The sequence below is a fragment of the Nonomuraea sp. NPDC003727 genome (genome assembly GCF_053586935.1).
On record NZ_JBSFNE010000009.1, the window covers coordinates 283,547 to 298,377 of the forward strand.

Consider the following 14,831-nt stretch of genomic DNA (forward strand, 5'->3'; position numbering starts at 1 on the left):
CCTGACCGCGCGGGGGCGCCGGCGTGGTCGCGGCTCATGACTCCTCCGTGTCCGGCGCCGGGGAGATCGTCGCACCGGCCGACAGCAGCCTTCCCGCCAGCGCGCGGCAGCGCCTCGCGAGCTCCGGAGGGTCGAGGACCTCGAAGTCGTGCCCCAGCAGGAGCACGTGCACGAGCACGAAGTCGAGGCTGCCGGCGCCGCTGAGCACCTCGCAGCGCTCGCTCCCCCGCCGTCGGACGACGGCCGCCGACGCCGGGATCTGCGCGCGCACCGTGTCGGCCGGCGCGTGCACGAGGAAGCGCGCCTGGTGCGGGTAGACCCGGCTGGCCACGCTCTCCTGCACGTACGTCGCCGCGTCGGGCGCCGCGCGCGGGCGGAAGCGCCAGGTCCGCGCCGACACCTCGGTCATCCGGTCGACGCGGAAGCTGCGCCAGTCGTCGCGATCGAGGTCGTAGGCCAGCAGGTACCAGCGCCGGTCGGAGGCGACCAGACGGTACGGCTCGACCCGCCGCCGGCGTACCCGGCTCCCGGACGGGTAGTCGAAGCCGGCCTCGACCTCGTCGCGGCAGGCTCTGGCCAGCGTCATGAGCACCTCGGGGTCGACCGGCGTGCGGCCCCCGCCGAACGACTCCACCGAGCCGGAGAGCGCGCGCACCTCGTGCCGCAGCCGGGTGGGCAGCATCCGGTCGAGCTTGGTCAGCGCCCGGAGCGCGGCGTCGCCGGCGCCGGCGACCGCGCCACCCGCGCCGGCGAGCAGCGATACCGCGGTGGCGATCGCCTCCTCGTCGTCGAGAAGCAGCGGCGGCAGGTCCTGCCCAGGGCCGAGCTGGTAACCGCCGCCGACACCCTGGCCGGCATGCACCCGGTAGCCGAGCGTGCGCAGCCGCTCGACATCGCGCCGTATCGTGCGCGGCGTGACCCCGAGCCGGTCGGCGAGCTCGGGGCCGGTCCAGACCTGGCGCTGCTGCAACAGCCCGAGCAGGGCGAACACCCGCTCCGTCGTACCCCGCTCGGCACCGCTCGCCACGTCCATGTCGGCCACCCTGCCAGATAGCGGACCGATACTGTCCGCCAGGGATGCCAGTGTGGCTCCATGGACGCAGACGAACACGACTGGAACCGGACGCTGCGCGAGCAATGGGAGTTCCACTGGAACCATCAGCTCCGAGCCCGGCTCGACGGCCTCACCGACGACGAGTACTTCTGGTCGCCGGTGCCGGAGGCCTGGAGCGTACGGCAGCGCGGCAGCTCGACGGCGCCCGTGCAGGTCGGTGCCGGGCACTTCACGATGGACTACGCCTTCCCCGAGCCGGTCCCCGCGGCCTTCACCACGATCGCCTGGCGACTCGGTCACGTCATCGTCGGCGTGCTCGCCGCGCGCAACGCGGCGCACTTCGGCGCGCCTGCGGCGTCGTACGAGACCTGGGAGTACGCCGGCAGCGCGGCCACCGCGCTCGACCAGCTCGAGACCCAGCTCGACCTCTGGCTGGCCGGGGTGCGCGGCCTCGGCGAGGCGGGGCTGCGGGTCCCGGTCGGCGCGAAGGAGCCCTTCCCCGAGCTGCCCATGGCCGCTCTGGTGCTGCACATCCACCGCGAGCTGATCCACCATCTGTCCGAGGTCTGCCTGCTGCGCGACCTCTACCTGCACACGAATCCCGCTACGAACGGAGCAACCCGATGAGTCGTCACATCCAGGTCACCTTCGACGCCCACGACCCGCGGGCGCTGTCGTCCTTCTGGCGTGACGTGCTGGGCTACGTCCATCCCGGCCCGCCCGGGGTCGACCTGCCCGAGGACGCCGACCCGCTGGCCGCATGGGACGACTTCCTCGCGCGGATCGGCGTGCCGGAGGAGCAGCGCAACACGAGATCGGCCATCGAGGACCCGGACGGGCACGGCCCGCGGCTGTTCTTCCAGCAGGTGCCGGAGGACAAGGTCGCCAAAAACCGTGTCCACCTCGACGTCCGCGCGGCTCCCGGTCTGCTGGGAGAGGAGCGGATGGCGGCACTGGAGGCCGAGTGCGACCGGCTCGTCGCGCTGGGAGCGAAGCGGGTACGTCGGCACGAGCCCGCTCCCCCGATGAGTGCCGGCTTCATCGTGATGACCGACCCCGAGGGCAACGAGTTCTGCCTGGACTGACGCGGCTCGGCTGTTGTTGTCCGCCTACCGCCGCGCCCGCCGAACGCCGCCGGTGTGATCCGATGACCGGTGAGACAGTGCCCTCACCTCGCGACTCAGCCGAGGATGAGCGGGAGCTTCGCGGCGAGATCGCCCAGCGCGGCCTTCTCCGTGTCGGTCGGGGTGCGACGTCCGGTGCCGATCAGCAGCGTCTCCTTGTCGGAGAACGAGGCGGGAAAGGGGGTCCCGGCGATCTTCTCCAGGGACGCGCGTGCCGCCGCGAGGGTCTCGGCGGGCGGCTCGGCGGCCGACGGCAGATGCGCGATCAGGTCGAGGTGGTGCAGGGTCCATTCGAGCACGTACGCGGACAGGTAGTCGCCGACGGTCAGCACCTCGTCGCGGGTGCTGACCCGGACGGCGGGATCGGCGAGTACGGCGGCGCGGCCCGCGGCGGAACCGACGTCGTCGAGGTGGAACTTGAGCAACCGCGGTTCGCCGTATGCGGCGGCCAGCCGGGGGATCAGCGCGTCGAGCGGGTCCTCGCCGGTCGGGGGTTCGACGAGGTTCCAGTAGGTGACCGCGTCCACGGTCGGTTCGGTTCCGGCGGGCGTGACCAGGGTGATCAGGACGTCCTGGGCGTCGATGACCAGGTGGCACACCAGGTCCCGCACGAGCCAGCCGGTACAGCCGGACGGCCGTTCGAAGTCCTCGTCCGGGGTGTCGGCGACCGCCGCGCGCAGTGCCGTCCAGGAACGTGAGAAGAGATCCACTGCGGCACGGTAGTACCGGACCGGAACGGCGGACAAGCCTCCTCGAAGGGTGGGCTGGGACCGCGGCAGGACGCTTATCGCGGCGACCGGCGCAGCATGGCTGTGGCCGGTGGCGTCATGGAGGTGACCGGCGTCCAGGATCAGTTGTCTCGGGTCCCGCGGGCGCTGTCGCGAAGCTGTGCCACCGCCCGGGCGATGAGGTCGCCGCGGCGTCGGTCCTGGCGGGCGTGGACGACGATGCGCCGCGAGACGGTGGGGCGGACCAGGGGCCTGGCGACGACTCCGTCGGGGAGTTCCGCGACGGCCAGGCGCGGCAGGACGGTGACGCCGATGCCCGCCTCCACCAGTCGCAGCGCCGCCCGGTGATCGTCCAGGCGGGCGGCATAGCGCGGCGTGAATCCGGCGGCCCTGCAAGCGGTCACGATGATCTGTCCGATCGGGCTGTCGTAGATGTCGTGGTCTATCCAGGGCTCGCCTTCGAGGTCCCGGAAGGCGAGTTCGCGGGCATCGGCGAGGGGATGGGCGCCGGGGAGCACGGCGACGAGCTCCTCGACGGTGAGTTCATGACGCTGGTAGCCGTCAAGGTGTACTTCGGCGCCGTTGGCGGGCTCCGTCCGGATGTCGAGGTCCGGTCGTCGGCGGCCACGCCCGTCGACCGGTTCGTTGAGGCTGATCTCGACGGCGAGGTTGGGTTGGTGCCGGCGAACGGTCCGCACGACTTCCGGGATCCACCGCTCGGCCGCGGAAGCGAAGCAGGCGATCGCCAGCTGCTGCGCCTGACCGCTCCGAAGGTCCGCCACGACTCGTTCAAGCCGTCCGAAGTCGGCGAGGAGCGACTGAGCTTGGTCTGCCAGGTGCCGTGCGGCATCGGTGGGGCTGATACCGCGTCCCTGCTTCTCGAAAAGGACCAGTCCGGTCTCCTTCGCCAGGGTGGTCATGTGCTGGCTGATCGTCGCGGGAGAGTAGCTGAGGTTCCGCGCCGCTTTGTTGATCGACCCAGCTGCCAGGACAGCGCGCAGGATCGCGAGGCGTTGCGGGTTGAGCATGGCATCGACAGTAAGGCAATGCCGAATGATAAGTCGCATTTGTTTGCTTGTGACGAGTTTTGTCGTCGATTGAAGATGGCATCGAGCAGAAGATTCGACGTCGTCTCGGACGCGGTGAGAGAGGGTTGGCGATGGACACCACCTTTTGGGACGAGGCGGACCGCCTCCTGGTCCGCTACGGAGCCGGCTTCACCCCGCGGGTCATCGAACGTGCCTCCGGTGCGTATGTCTACGATCGCCAGGGCACGCCGATTCTCGACTTCACCTCGGGACAGATGAGTTCCATCCTCGGCCATGCGCACCCGGCCATCGTGGCAACGGTTTCCTCCGCGGTCGCGTCGCTGGACCACCTCTTCAGCGGCATGCTCAGCACTCCCGTGCTGGAGCTCGCCCACCGGCTCACCGCGACCCTGCCCCCGACGCTCAGCAAGATGTTGCTGCTCACCACAGGAGCCGAGGCGAACGAGGCCGCGATCAAGATGGCCAAGCTCTCCACCGGCCGCTTCGAGATCGTCTCCTTCGACCGCTCGTGGCACGGCATGACCCAAGGGGCCGCCGCCGCGACCTTCTCCGCCGGGCGGCGCGGCTACGGCCCGCCGACACCGGGAAACCTCGCGCTGCCCTCGCCGAACGCCTATCGTTCGCCGTTCCGAACCTCCGACGGGTCACACGACTGGGAGGCTGAGCTCGCCTACGGCTTCGCCCTGGTCGACCGGCAATCGGCCGGGAGCCTCGCCGCCTGCCTCATCGAGCCCATCCTGTCCTCGGGCGGGATCATCGACCTGCCGCCCGGGTATCTGCGTCGCCTCAAAGAGATGTGTGACGAACGCGGGATGCTGCTCATCCTGGACGAGGCGCAGACCGGCCTCGGCCGTACCGGGGCGATGTACGCGTTCGAGCGCGACGGGGTCGCACCCGACATCCTCACGTTGTCGAAGACCTTGGGAGCCGGACTGCCCGTGGCGGCCGTCGTCACGACCGCCGAGATCGAGCAGGTCTGCCACGACCGGGGTTTCCTCTTCTACACCACCCACGTCTCCGACCCCTTGGCGGCCGCCGTCGCACTGACGGTCCTCGACGTCATCGCCCGCGAGAACCTCACCGAACGTGCGGCGACGCTGGGCGATCAGCTCACCGACCGGCTGCTGGCGCTTCGCGACACCTACGAAGTCGTCGGCGACGTCCGCGGCCGTGGCCTGCTCCAAGGTGTCGAGCTCGTCAAGGACAAGAAGAGCAAGGCGCCCGCCGACGCGCTGGGCAACGCGATCACCTCGGCCTGCCTCGAACGCGGCCTGCACCTGAACATCGTCCAGCTACCTGAGATGGGCGGCATCTTCCGCATCGCCCCGCCTCTCACGATCGGGGAGGACGAGCTGCACGCCGGCGTGGACATCCTCGAGGCGTCCCTCAAAGCCGTGCTCGACGCCGGAGCCCGGACGCCCGCCAGGGCCTGACGACCAGCTCATTCCCCGCGTCCTGCTCGTTGCGATCACCGCCGTCATCTGGGCGCGCACGCGACGGACCGGTCCCGCCCTGCCGCCGGACAACAGCCCGTCCAGATCGGCGGCACGCTGACAGGTTCGAACGAACGAACCGACGTGCGCCGGTCCGGAGCCCGACCACAAGGGGTCCGACCTGCGAGCCGGACGGCCCCTCGGACGCTCCCGCGGCGGACCGACCACCGAAAGCCGGGGTCGGCCCCCGGCGTTCCGTCTCACCGGGGTCAGGCGGGTGACGCGCCGGCGTTCGCACAGGTCACCGGTGTCGGGTGGCGCGCACGACGACATCGTGGAGGGGGACCGTCCGGCCCCCGTGGCCGGCGAGCGTGCGGAGGTGCTCTTCGGCGGTGACGATCTCCCACTGCATGCCGTCCAAGCGCGCGGTGATGGCCGCTGAGGTGACCGACGCTTCGGCGGGAGGGTGGTGTCCGTGGCCGGTGGAGCCCGCGGTGTGCAGGTGCCCGACGATGAGCAGCGTGCCGCCCGGAGCCACCCATCCGGCGATGCGGTCGTAGAACTCCAGCTGCGGCATCGCCGGGTGAGCGTAGTGGGTCATGACCAGGTCGAACTGCACGCCAGGGCTCCAGACGCGCAGATCCGCCTCAACCCACTGCAGGCGCTCGGGTGCCCGGCCCGTCGCCGCGCGCTCGGCGGCGCGGGCAAGGGCCTCGGACGAGATGTCGGCTGCGGTGACATGCCAGCCATGGGAGGCGAGCCAGATCGCCTCGGCACCGCCGCCGCACCCCGCATCCAGTGCCGTGCCCGGTGTCAGGCCGCTGGTCTCACGAGCGAGGTACGGGTTCGGCGGGTTGCCGCCCATGGACGCGGGGCCCCCGGCTCGCCCCTGCTGCCAGCGCTGCTCCCAGAAGTCCTTGTCGAATCGGGGCGTCAAAGGTCGTCCTCCTCGTTCGCGGTGATCTATCTCTCCGCCTGCAGCCCCATCGGCGCCGACAGGTCGCGCACCCCCTCGGCGGGCGCGTTCCTGATGGTGCGGACGGACCAGGCGGATCTGCAAATGCTGTTGCCGAATGGCAAAAAGGACGTCGTGGGCGGCGGCTTCGGCCGGCCGGGTGGCGTTGGTCGTGGTCCGGTGCCGCCATGCGGCGTCGCCGCGGCATCTGGTCGTCTCGCCTGCCAAGTCGGACAGCCGAGTGACACCGGGGGTTGCTGGTGGAGCGTATGGTGGAGCGTCCTTCGCAGACGTGGGCAACCCGGGGCAGCGGCCCTGCTGTGACGTTCGACCGCGGAAGAAGTGGATGGTCTGCCATGCATGACAAGCCCGAACGGCGGGTTGCGGTGTTCGGCGCCGGCTACATCGGTCTGGTGACCGGTGCCTGTCTGGCCGAGCTCGGCCACCGGGTGGTGGTACGGGACATCGACCCCGAGAAGATCAGGCTGCTGCGGTCCGGCGATGTGCCGATCTACGAGCCGGGGCTGGGTGACATGATCGCCCGGAACAAGGAGCGGCTGACCTTCACCGTGGATCTGCAGGAGGCCTTGGACGGGGCCGAGATCGTGTACGTGTGCGTGGACACGCCGCCGTCGGCGTCCGGTGACGCGGACCTGTCGCGGGTCTGGGCGGTGGTGAAGTCGCTGGAGGGCGCATCACACCTCCGGGCCGTGGTGGTGAAGTCCACGGTGCCGGTGGGGACGGGCACGCTTGTACGGGCCGCGCTGGATGCGGCCGGTCTCGGGCACGTCGGGTACGCCGCGAATCCCGAGTTCACCGCTGAAGGCACGGCCGTCCACGACTTCCTGCACCCGGACCGCGTCGTCGTGGGAGCCACCGACGAGGCGACCGCACACCTGATCTCGCAGCTGCACCAGGGCGTGGACGGGCCGGTCGTGGTGATGGATGTGCGGTCCGCCGAGATGGTCAAGCTCGCCTCCAACGCCCTGCTCGCCACGAAGATCAGTTTCATCAACGAGATCGCCACCTTGTGCGAGAAGACCGGCGCCGACGTCGAGGAAGTGGCTCACGCTGTCGGCCTGGACCACCGCCTTGGCCGCCACTTCCTGCGTCCCGGCATCGGCTGGGGCGGTTCCTGCTTCCCCAAGGACTCCGAGGCGTTGCGGCAGTTGGCCAGCAACACCGGCTACCACCTGCAGCTGCTCACGGCCGTGATCGAGGTCAACAACCTGCAGAAGCGCAGGGCGATCCAGAAGCTCAAGGACGTCCTCGGCAGCCTGGCGGGCGCGCGGGTGGCGCTGCTCGGGCTGACGTTCAAACCGGGAACCGACGACATGCGGGAGGCGCCCAGCACCGTGTTGGCGGCCCGGCTGCTGGCCGAGGGTGCCGAGGTGCGCTGCTGGGATCCGATGGCTCGGCTGGCCGAACGGGAGCCGTGGACGTCGACGAGCCGCCACGCGAGCCCGGAGTTGGCAGTCGAGGGCGCGGACGCGGCGATCGTGGTGACGGAGTGGCCGCAGCTGACGGAGGTCGACTGGGCGCGGGCCGCTTCGGTGATGCGCAGGCCCGTGCTCTTCGACGGCCGCAACCTGCTGGACCCGGCCGAGATGCGGGCTGTCGGTTTCACCTATCTCGGCGTCGGCCGGCCGTAGGTTCATGCTGCTGCCCGTGTGGCCGACGGTTCCGGCCGCACGGGGCAGCAACCTGCTTGACGGATGGCGGTGGATGCCGGACTGCCCCATCCGGCCGAACTCCTCGGAGAACAGGTCGTCGTGGTGGCCGCGTCCCTGGAAGCCGGCGTACCCTCCGTCCGCCAGAAGGGACCTACCAGGGCACGGTGCCGTCGTCCTGGAGGTAGGCGCCGCTCGGGCCGTCGGCGTCGAGCGTGGCCAGCCGTACCGCGATCGCGGCGCCCTGCTCGGCCGTACGGAAACCGGTGTGCGCGTTGAGGTCGGTCGCGCAGTAGCCGGGGTTGGCGGCGTTCACCTTGATCGGGGTGTCCCAGAGCTCCTTGGCGTAGGCGACGGTGATCATGTTGAGCGCCGACTTGGAGGAGTTGTAGGCCGCGTAGTTGTGCGGCCAGAAGGGGCTGTCGGGATCGATCGCCAGGGCCAGCGAGCCCAGTTCGCTCGACATGTTCACGATCCGCGCCGCGGGCGCCTCGCGCAGCAGTGGCATCATCGCGTTGGTGACGGTGACCACGCCGAACACGTTGGTCTCGTAGACCTGCCTGAACGTCTCGGCCCCGGTGACGCTGGGGCGCGGGTCGTCCTGCCACACCGTGATCCCGGCGTTGTTCACCAGGATGTCGAGCGCGCCGTACTCCTCCTCCAGCCATTTCGCCGCCGCCTGCGCGGAGGCCGGGTCGGTGACGTCGAGCCGCACGTAGGGCTGGCCGAGCCGCTCGGCGGCGGCCCGCCCGCGTTCCTCGTCGCGCGCCCCGATGACGGCGGTGATGCCGCGCTCGGCGAGCAGCCGCGCGATCTCGAAGCCGATTCCCTTGTTGGCACCAGTGATGAGAGCTGTCGTCATGGCGACCACCTTCCGGTCGGCGCGCCAGGAGCGGGAGAGACCTCCGGAGGCTGGGATCGGCAGTACCACCCACGTCGCGCGGACCTGCCGCAGGATGGGGTCATGAACCGTGACCAGCTGGCCGAATTCCTCCGCAGCAGGCGTGCCAGGCTCACGCCGCGCGAGGCGGGGCTGCCGCAGGGCGAACGCCGCCGCACGCCGGGCCTGCGCCGACAGGAGGTGGCCCAGCTCGCGGGCATGTCGGTCGACTACTACATCCGGCTGGAACAGGCCCGCGGCCCGCACCCGTCGCGCCAGGTGCTCAACGCGCTGGCCAGGGCGCTCATGCTCACCACCGACGAGCGCACGCACCTGTTCCACCTGGCCGGCCAGCCGCTGGAGCCGGCCAGACGGCGCGCCGACGTGCCCGCGAGCACATTGCACCTGATCGCGTTCCTGGAGGAGGTGCCTGCCTACGTCCTGGACGCCAAGTACGACATCCTCGCCTGGAACCCGCTCGCCAGCGCGCTGATGGGCGACCTCGACGCCCAGCCGCGCGACCAGTTGAACGTCATCCGCTGGGTCTTCCGCTCCCCCGACCTGGCCGAGCACCTGAGCGACGAGGAGAAGGGCCGCTTCGCCCGCGCCTCGGTCGCCGACCTGCGCTGGGCGGCCGGCCGCTACCCCGACGACCGGGAGATCCAGGCGCTGGTGGCCGAGATGCTGGCGCTCAGCCCCGAGTTCGCCGCGTTGTGGGCCGAGCACGAGGTGGAGGTGCGCAGGGAGCAACGCAAGCGCATCACCCATCCGGCCGTCGGCTCGATCGACGCGATCTGCCAGGTGCTGCCCGTCCCCGAGCGCGACGACCTGCGGCTCGTCCTCTACACCACAGAACCCGGTTCGCCCTCGCACCAGGCCCTGCGCAGGTTGCGGGAGGTGATTCCAAGCTCGTGAGACGACCGGCCGAACCGGCCGTCCTGGTCGCCTACGACCGAGCCGGCGCCCGCCCACCTGACGGCCCGCGAGCACGTACCGTTGCCGACATGACCGACGACCTGCATCGGCTCGTGCGCGGCCTTGAGCAGCCGAAGGCCGGGCGTGCCACTTCGAGGCCCACCTCGGTTGACCGCACTCTTGACGCTGTCGGAGCGAGGTTGAAGCGCCTTCGGCTGCAACGCGACGTCACGCTCGCCGACCTCGCGGCGGAGACCGGCATCTCCACCAGTACCTTGTCCCGGCTCGAGGCGGGCCTGCGACGTCCCACGCTCGAGCAGTTGCTCCCGCTCGCGCGCGTCTACGGGGTCACACTCGACGAGCTCGTCGACGCGCCGCCGACCGGCGATCCCCGCATCAATCTGCGTCCCATCCCCTGCGGCGACGGCTCGGTCGTCCTGCCGCTGACCCGTCGGCCCGGAGGAATCCAGGCCTACAAGTTCGTCCTCCCGGCCGGAAGCGACGACACCGAGCCCGACCTGCGCGCCCACGAGGGCTACGACTGGATCTATGTCCTCAACGGAACGCTCCGCCTCGTCCTCGGGGAACACGACCTCGTCCTCAGACCCGGGGAGGCCGCGGAGTTCGACACGCGCACCCCGCACTGGTTCGGGGCCACCAGCGCCGGTCCCGTCGAGTACCTGAGCCTCATCGGGAAACAAGGCGAACGCGCGCACGTCCGCGCAGCACCGCGACACGTCCCGCCCGAGTAGGAAAGGCCAGGGACCTCGATCCTGGGACCTGCCCAGCTCGTTCACGCTGCGAAGACCCCGCGGGACCGCACGAGCCGCGGGCCGGCGCGGGGGGCCGGCGCCTCCGCGCGGACCCCTCGGTCCTGCGCGAGGCCGCCGGGGCGTGGAGCGGCTCAGGCGGTGCGCTTGAGGAGGAGGGTGACGAAGCCGAGAATGCCGCGGTAGCCGTTCAGCCACATGTCGCGGTGTTCGAGTGCGGCCGCGAGAGCGCGGTCGGCGTCGGGGCCGGGGTGGTCGAGGGCCCAGCGGGTCAGGGTGCCGGTCCAGGACCATTCGTAGTCGTCCCATTCGGCCGGCTGGCTGGTGTGGGCGTAGATCGTGCGCAGGCCCGCGCTCTCGGTGGCCGCGACCGTGCCCGGCAGGTCGCTGTAGTCGTCCGGGGTGGCGCCGAGCTTGGTGAGGGCCTGCGGGGTGGGCGGGCGCTCCCAGAAGCCGTCGCCGATCAGGGCCAGTCCGCCGGGTTTGAGCTGGGCGTGTACGGCGGTCGCGGTCGGGGTGAGGCCGCCGAAGGCGTGCGCGGCGCCGACGCAGAGCACCAGGTCGTACGGCTCGGCGGCGCGGAAGCCGTCGGCGGGCGTCTCGTGCAGGCGCAGGCGTTCGGACAGGCCGCGCGGCGGCGGCCTTGGCGGCGGCGGTGAGGGCGTGGGGGCTGATGTCCACGCCGTCGGCGGTGGCGTCCGGGTAGAGCTCGAGGGCTCGAAGCGTCCAGGTCGCCTCGCCGCAGCCGAGGTCGAGGATCCTGGCCCGGGCGGGGAGTGCGGCGCGGCGCAGCAGCCGTTCCTGGTTGGCCTCGGTGATGGGGGCGGCGATCGGGTGATCGGCGTGGGCGATGGCGCTGATGAGCTGACGATCCATCGGACCACCATGGCGCAACGGAATCACCGGTTGCCACCGCATTTGCCGTACGGAATCTCCGCGGCCGCGGCCCGGTCGGCGAGGTCGCGCCCGGCGTCGAACGGCTACCGCTTCGAGGGCGTCAGCAGGTGAGCGAGGCCAGGAAGCCGTCGACCAACCGGGTCTGCTGATCGGGCGGGAAGCCGTCGGGGTCGAAGAGCGCCTGCACCACCAGGCCGTGCGTGAAGGACAGCGCGGTCACGGCCAGGCGCTGCGCGTCAGCGCTTTCCGGCAGCTCGCCCAGGTGTCGCGCGTCCTCGACGGCGGCGCTCAGGTCGGCGCGGATGCGCTCGTACCTGGCCGTCTGCGCGGCGAAGAGCTTCGGGTCGGACAGGGCCACGTCCCAGGAACCGACCCAGATGCGGTTCATCGCCACGCCCTCGGGGGTCAGCGGCAGGATGTTGAGCAGGTGGGTGCGCAGCGTCGCCAGTCCGGGAGCGGGCGCCTTCAGGCGTGGTCGCTGCTGCGAGCGGGCCTCCAGGATGTCCAGGGCGTGCGCGACGAGCTCCCGTTTGCCCGCGAAGTAGTGGGTGACCAGCCCGGTGGAGGCCCCCATCGCCGCGGCGACCGCACGCAGGGTGAGCCCGGCGAAGCCGTGTTCCGCCAGGACGCGCCAGACGGCCTCGGAGACGTCACGGCGTCGGGCGTTGTGATCGGCACGGGCGGGGCTCATGTCCTGTAGCGTACATACCAAACATTTGTTATGTATGGAGGCCGGATGTTCTCTCTCCCCCTCACCGCCGACGCCGAACTGCGGCCGCTCGACCCCTGGCTGGCTGAGGAGTTCCTGGCCAACCTTGACCGGGCACGCGAGCACATCGCGCCGTGGGTGTCGCCGTCGTTCGTGGCGGCCGACCTCGCCGAGGCGCGTGCGGTGTTGCAGCGCTATGCCGACAAGCGGGCCAGGGACGCCGGCGGCATCTGGGGGATCTGGCTGGAGGGCAGGCTGGTCGGCGGCGTGCTGTTCGTGTCGTTCGACACCGAGCAGGGCGGCTGCGAGGCGGGCTGCTGGCTGGAGCCCGGCGTGCAGGGGCGCGGGCTGATCACCCGCGCCGTCGAACGGATCGTCGGCTGGGCGGTCGAGGAACGCGGCATCCAGCGCGTCGAGTGGCGCGTCATCGCGGGCAACACGCGCAGCATCAACGTCGCCAAGCGGCTGGGCATGAGCCGCGACGGCGTCCTGCGCCAGTCCGTCCGGGGCGAGAACGGCCGGCTCGATGTCGAGGTCTGGTCGCTGCTGGCCGGCGAATGGCGTGCCCGCACGGCTTCATAGCGCGAGCCTGAAGGGCGCGTTCCAGGAGTACGAACTTGTTCCCCCCTGAAGGCCGCTGCTTCGCTGTTGGGGGGATCACGCTGCCTGCCGTTGAGCCGGGCGCCACCTGCCGTGCCTTCGCGCGTCACCGAGCCGGTCTAGCCTGCGCGCATGATTCTGCGCAGGTTGCTCGCCGGTGTTACGGTCGCCGTCGTGCTGATCCAACCCCAGCCCGCCGCGGCCCATGGGCACAAGGACCCCGTCGTCATCGGGCACCGGGGCGCCAGTGCCCACCGGCCCGAGCACACGCTGCTCTCCTACGAGGCCGCCATCGCGATGGGCGCCGACTACATCGAGCCCGACTTGGTCGCCACCAAGGACCACGTGCTGGTCGCCAGGCACGAGAACGAGATCTCCGGCACCACGGACGTTGCCGTCCGGCCCGAGTTCACCGACCGGTACACCACCAAGACCATCGACGGCCGCCCGGTCACCGGGTGGTTCACCGAGGACTTCACGCTGGCCGAGCTGAAGACGCTGCGCGCCAAGGAGCGCATCCCGGACATCCGCCCCGACAACGCCGCCTTCGACGGGCTCGCGGAGATCCCGACCTTCGAGGAGGTCGTCCAGCTCGCCCAGCGGCACGGGGTCGGCGTCTACCCCGAGACCAAGCACCCCTCCTACTTCGACTCCGTCGGGCTGTCGCTGGAGGAGCCGCTGCTGGAGGTGCTGGGACGGTACGGCGTGCGCAAGGCGTTCATCCAGTCCTTCGAGACGGCCAACCTGCGCGAGTTGCGGGGCAAGACACGGCTGCCGCTGATCCAGCTCATCACCTTCGGCGGCAAGCCGTACGACTGGGTCGTCTCCGGCGATCCCCGCACCTATGACGACATGGTGAAGCCAGAGGGGCTGCGCGAGGTCGCCTCCTACGCCAACGGCATCGGTGTCGACACCCGCCGCATCCTCCCCGTCGGGCCGGACGGCAAGCTCCAGCCGCCCACCACCCTGATCGAGGACGCCCACCGGCGGCGGCTGGACGTCCACGTCTGGACCATCCGCAACGAGAACTCCCAGCTCCCGCTCGAGCACCGCCTCGGCAACCCCGACAGCCCCGTGTTCGCGCGCGCCACGGGTGACGTGATGGGCTTCCTCGGACGGCTGGTCTCCCTGGGCATCGACGGCGCCTTCTGCGACGACCCCGCGATGGGCCGCGCCGTCATCGCCAAACCCGCCCGCCCCTGAGGGTTGCCGCGGACTCCCCGCGGTCATGGACGCAGCGCGCGAATGTCAGCCCGGCGTGCTCGCCGCGGTCCGGGAGAGCGGCTTGATGTGGGCGAACATGCTGCGGGCGTTCCAGGTGGGGAAGGCCCGTACGAGCCACCCGGGGCCGTGGAGCTGGATGCGGCGGTCGGCGGTGGCTTCGGCCCAGGTGAGCTGGCCGGCATGCCATTTGACGAAGGCTTCGGCTTCCGCCGTGACGTAGAGGTCCTCGTCGAGGCCGGGGTACTCCTTGCAGATCTCGGTGTCTCCGTGCTCGATCAGCAGCCAGAACCGCTCGCGGCGCCGGCGGCCGGTGAAGTCGAAGCGGATGACGACGCGTCGGTGCGGGAGCAGGTCGCGGCGGAGCGCGTTGCACATCGACCACAGAGCCACGAAGGGGTCGAGGTGCTCGGGGGCGATCTCAAGCCAGGCGGCACCCCATTCGCCGAGCGACGCGCAGACCTTGAAGAGGTCGTGACCCGCTTGGGTGAGCTCGTAGTGGCGCCCGTGCCCGTCGGGCTTGGGCGCCGACTCGACGATGCCGAGCCGTTCGAGCTGCTTGAGCCGCTGCGAGAGCAGGGTGCGGGACAGCCCCGGCGCGCCCTCGAGGATCTCGCTGAAGTTTCCGCAGCCCAGGTGCAGGTTGCGGATGATCAGTGGCGTCCAGCGCTCGGCGAAGATCTCGGCGCCACGGGCGATGGGGCAGTACTGGCCGTACGTCCGCATGACACCAGTGTCGAACGCCCGATTTCGAGTGTGAAGTCCAGATTGTTGACTTCACGGCCGCGGCCCACGGTGCTGCGATGGGACCGTCGAGAGCGGAGGA

16 protein-coding genes and 1 pseudogene are annotated in these 14,831 nt (G+C 70.7%); 8 read left to right on the forward strand and 9 right to left on the reverse strand.

Translation table 11 applies throughout. The features are described 5' to 3' along the window. Window positions 1–34: 34 nt before the first annotated feature. Window positions 35–1,033, reverse strand: a complete 999-nt coding sequence (locus tag ACWDLG_RS24215) for a helix-turn-helix transcriptional regulator (protein ID WP_449923467.1) — start codon at window positions 1,031–1,033, stop codon at window positions 35–37. A gap of 60 nt (window positions 1,034–1,093) precedes the next feature. On the opposite strand from ACWDLG_RS24215, the gene ACWDLG_RS24220 reads away from it, so the two are divergent. Both ACWDLG_RS24220 and ACWDLG_RS24225 read left to right on the forward strand, forming a co-directional pair. After that, entirely contained in the window at window positions 1,094–1,681 is a 588-nt protein-coding gene (locus tag ACWDLG_RS24220) for a DinB family protein (protein ID WP_449923470.1), read from the forward strand. After that, complete coding sequence (locus ACWDLG_RS24225) at window positions 1,678–2,139, forward strand: VOC family protein (protein WP_449923472.1); 462 nt, start codon at window positions 1,678–1,680, stop codon at window positions 2,137–2,139. Before ACWDLG_RS24220 ends, ACWDLG_RS24225 begins: the two co-directional genes overlap by 4 nt. 95 nt (window positions 2,140–2,234) lie before the next feature. Here the strand turns inward: ACWDLG_RS24225 and ACWDLG_RS24230 are convergent, their stop codons facing one another. Together ACWDLG_RS24230 and ACWDLG_RS24235 are read right to left on the reverse strand one after the other, a co-directional pair. Further along, window positions 2,235–2,888: a maleylpyruvate isomerase N-terminal domain-containing protein gene (locus tag ACWDLG_RS24230; protein WP_449923475.1), complete on the reverse strand. Its 654-nt coding sequence runs from the start codon at window positions 2,886–2,888 to the stop codon at window positions 2,235–2,237. 140 nt (window positions 2,889–3,028) lie between these two features. Next, on the reverse strand, window positions 3,029–3,934 hold the full coding sequence (locus ACWDLG_RS24235; protein ID WP_449923478.1) for a LysR family transcriptional regulator: 906 nt from the start codon (window positions 3,932–3,934) through the stop codon (window positions 3,029–3,031). 131 nt (window positions 3,935–4,065) lie between these two features. Between ACWDLG_RS24235 and ACWDLG_RS24240 the strand changes: the two genes are divergently transcribed. Next, a complete protein-coding gene (locus ACWDLG_RS24240) occupies window positions 4,066–5,388 on the forward strand; it encodes an aspartate aminotransferase family protein (RefSeq protein ID WP_449923481.1) in 1,323 nt (440 codons plus the stop codon). A 301-nt stretch (window positions 5,389–5,689) separates the two neighbouring features. On the opposite strand, the gene ACWDLG_RS24245 is transcribed toward ACWDLG_RS24240, so the two are convergent. After that, window positions 5,690–6,325, reverse strand: coding sequence for a class I SAM-dependent methyltransferase (locus ACWDLG_RS24245; RefSeq protein WP_449923483.1), 636 nt, complete (start codon window positions 6,323–6,325; stop codon window positions 5,690–5,692). Window positions 6,326–6,699: 374 nt separating this feature from the next. Between ACWDLG_RS24245 and ACWDLG_RS24250 the strand changes: the two genes are divergently transcribed. After that, on the forward strand, window positions 6,700–7,995 hold the full coding sequence (locus ACWDLG_RS24250; protein ID WP_449923486.1) for a UDP-glucose dehydrogenase family protein: 1,296 nt from the start codon (window positions 6,700–6,702) through the stop codon (window positions 7,993–7,995). 172 nt (window positions 7,996–8,167) lie between these two features. Here ACWDLG_RS24250 and ACWDLG_RS24255 read toward each other — a convergent pair whose 3' ends face one another. Continuing rightward, entirely contained in the window at window positions 8,168–8,875 is a 708-nt protein-coding gene (locus ACWDLG_RS24255) for an SDR family oxidoreductase (protein ID WP_449923488.1), read from the reverse strand. Window positions 8,876–8,977: 102 nt separating this feature from the next. Here ACWDLG_RS24255 and ACWDLG_RS24260 point away from each other — a divergent pair, with 102 nt between their 5' ends. Next, the gene (locus tag ACWDLG_RS24260) at window positions 8,978–9,808 is read left to right on the forward strand and encodes a helix-turn-helix transcriptional regulator (RefSeq protein WP_449923491.1); all 831 of its coding nucleotides are present in this window, start codon (window positions 8,978–8,980) and stop codon (window positions 9,806–9,808) included. A gap of 89 nt (window positions 9,809–9,897) precedes the next feature. Then, on the forward strand, window positions 9,898–10,560 hold the full coding sequence (locus ACWDLG_RS24265; RefSeq protein WP_449923494.1) for a helix-turn-helix domain-containing protein: 663 nt from the start codon (window positions 9,898–9,900) through the stop codon (window positions 10,558–10,560). A 152-nt stretch (window positions 10,561–10,712) separates the two neighbouring features. Here ACWDLG_RS24265 and ACWDLG_RS24270 read toward each other — a convergent pair whose 3' ends face one another. The 3 genes and pseudogenes from ACWDLG_RS24270 to ACWDLG_RS24280 form a co-directional block, all read right to left on the reverse strand. Further along, window positions 10,713–11,135 carry a hypothetical protein gene (locus tag ACWDLG_RS24270; protein ID WP_449923497.1) on the reverse strand — a complete coding sequence of 141 codons (423 nt, stop codon included), beginning with the start codon at window positions 11,133–11,135 and terminating at the stop codon, window positions 10,713–10,715. A gap of 97 nt (window positions 11,136–11,232) precedes the next feature. Next, window positions 11,233–11,496, reverse strand: a pseudogene (locus ACWDLG_RS24275) (hypothetical protein); the annotation flags it as partial. 79 nt (window positions 11,497–11,575) lie between these two features. Continuing rightward, on the reverse strand, window positions 11,576–12,166 hold the full coding sequence (locus ACWDLG_RS24280; protein WP_449923500.1) for a TetR/AcrR family transcriptional regulator: 591 nt from the start codon (window positions 12,164–12,166) through the stop codon (window positions 11,576–11,578). Between the two features lie 45 nt (window positions 12,167–12,211). Here ACWDLG_RS24280 and ACWDLG_RS24285 point away from each other — a divergent pair, with 45 nt between their 5' ends. Together ACWDLG_RS24285 and ACWDLG_RS24290 are read left to right on the forward strand one after the other, a co-directional pair. Next, on the forward strand, window positions 12,212–12,766 hold the full coding sequence (locus ACWDLG_RS24285; RefSeq protein ID WP_449923503.1) for a GNAT family N-acetyltransferase: 555 nt from the start codon (window positions 12,212–12,214) through the stop codon (window positions 12,764–12,766). A gap of 150 nt (window positions 12,767–12,916) precedes the next feature. Continuing rightward, the gene (locus ACWDLG_RS24290) at window positions 12,917–13,987 is read left to right on the forward strand and encodes a glycerophosphodiester phosphodiesterase (RefSeq protein ID WP_449923506.1); all 1,071 of its coding nucleotides are present in this window, start codon (window positions 12,917–12,919) and stop codon (window positions 13,985–13,987) included. Window positions 13,988–14,032: 45 nt separating this feature from the next. On the opposite strand, the gene ACWDLG_RS24295 is transcribed toward ACWDLG_RS24290, so the two are convergent. Next, window positions 14,033–14,731: a winged helix-turn-helix transcriptional regulator gene (locus ACWDLG_RS24295; protein ID WP_449923509.1), complete on the reverse strand. Its 699-nt coding sequence runs from the start codon at window positions 14,729–14,731 to the stop codon at window positions 14,033–14,035. Window positions 14,732–14,831 lie beyond the last annotated feature (100 nt).

Coding starts and splice junctions, on each gene's coding strand:
- ACWDLG_RS24285 (WP_449923503.1), top strand. CDS start 12,212: ATGTTCTCTCTCCCCCTCACCGCCGACGCCGAACTGCGGCCGCTCGAC.
- ACWDLG_RS24250 (WP_449923486.1), top strand. CDS start 6,700: ATGCATGACAAGCCCGAACGGCGGGTTGCGGTGTTCGGCGCCGGCTAC.
- ACWDLG_RS24225 (WP_449923472.1), top strand. CDS start 1,678: ATGAGTCGTCACATCCAGGTCACCTTCGACGCCCACGACCCGCGGGCG.
- ACWDLG_RS24280 (WP_449923500.1), bottom strand. CDS start 12,166: ATGAGCCCCGCCCGTGCCGATCACAACGCCCGACGCCGTGACGTCTCC.
- ACWDLG_RS24290 (WP_449923506.1), top strand. CDS start 12,917: ATGATTCTGCGCAGGTTGCTCGCCGGTGTTACGGTCGCCGTCGTGCTG.
- ACWDLG_RS24265 (WP_449923494.1), top strand. CDS start 9,898: ATGACCGACGACCTGCATCGGCTCGTGCGCGGCCTTGAGCAGCCGAAG.
- ACWDLG_RS24255 (WP_449923488.1), bottom strand. CDS start 8,875: ATGACGACAGCTCTCATCACTGGTGCCAACAAGGGAATCGGCTTCGAG.
- ACWDLG_RS24260 (WP_449923491.1), top strand. CDS start 8,978: ATGAACCGTGACCAGCTGGCCGAATTCCTCCGCAGCAGGCGTGCCAGG.
- ACWDLG_RS24295 (WP_449923509.1), bottom strand. CDS start 14,731: ATGCGGACGTACGGCCAGTACTGCCCCATCGCCCGTGGCGCCGAGATC.
- ACWDLG_RS24240 (WP_449923481.1), top strand. CDS start 4,066: ATGGACACCACCTTTTGGGACGAGGCGGACCGCCTCCTGGTCCGCTAC.
- ACWDLG_RS24215 (WP_449923467.1), bottom strand. CDS start 1,033: ATGGACGTGGCGAGCGGTGCCGAGCGGGGTACGACGGAGCGGGTGTTC.
- ACWDLG_RS24220 (WP_449923470.1), top strand. CDS start 1,094: ATGGACGCAGACGAACACGACTGGAACCGGACGCTGCGCGAGCAATGG.
- ACWDLG_RS24235 (WP_449923478.1), bottom strand. CDS start 3,934: ATGCTCAACCCGCAACGCCTCGCGATCCTGCGCGCTGTCCTGGCAGCT.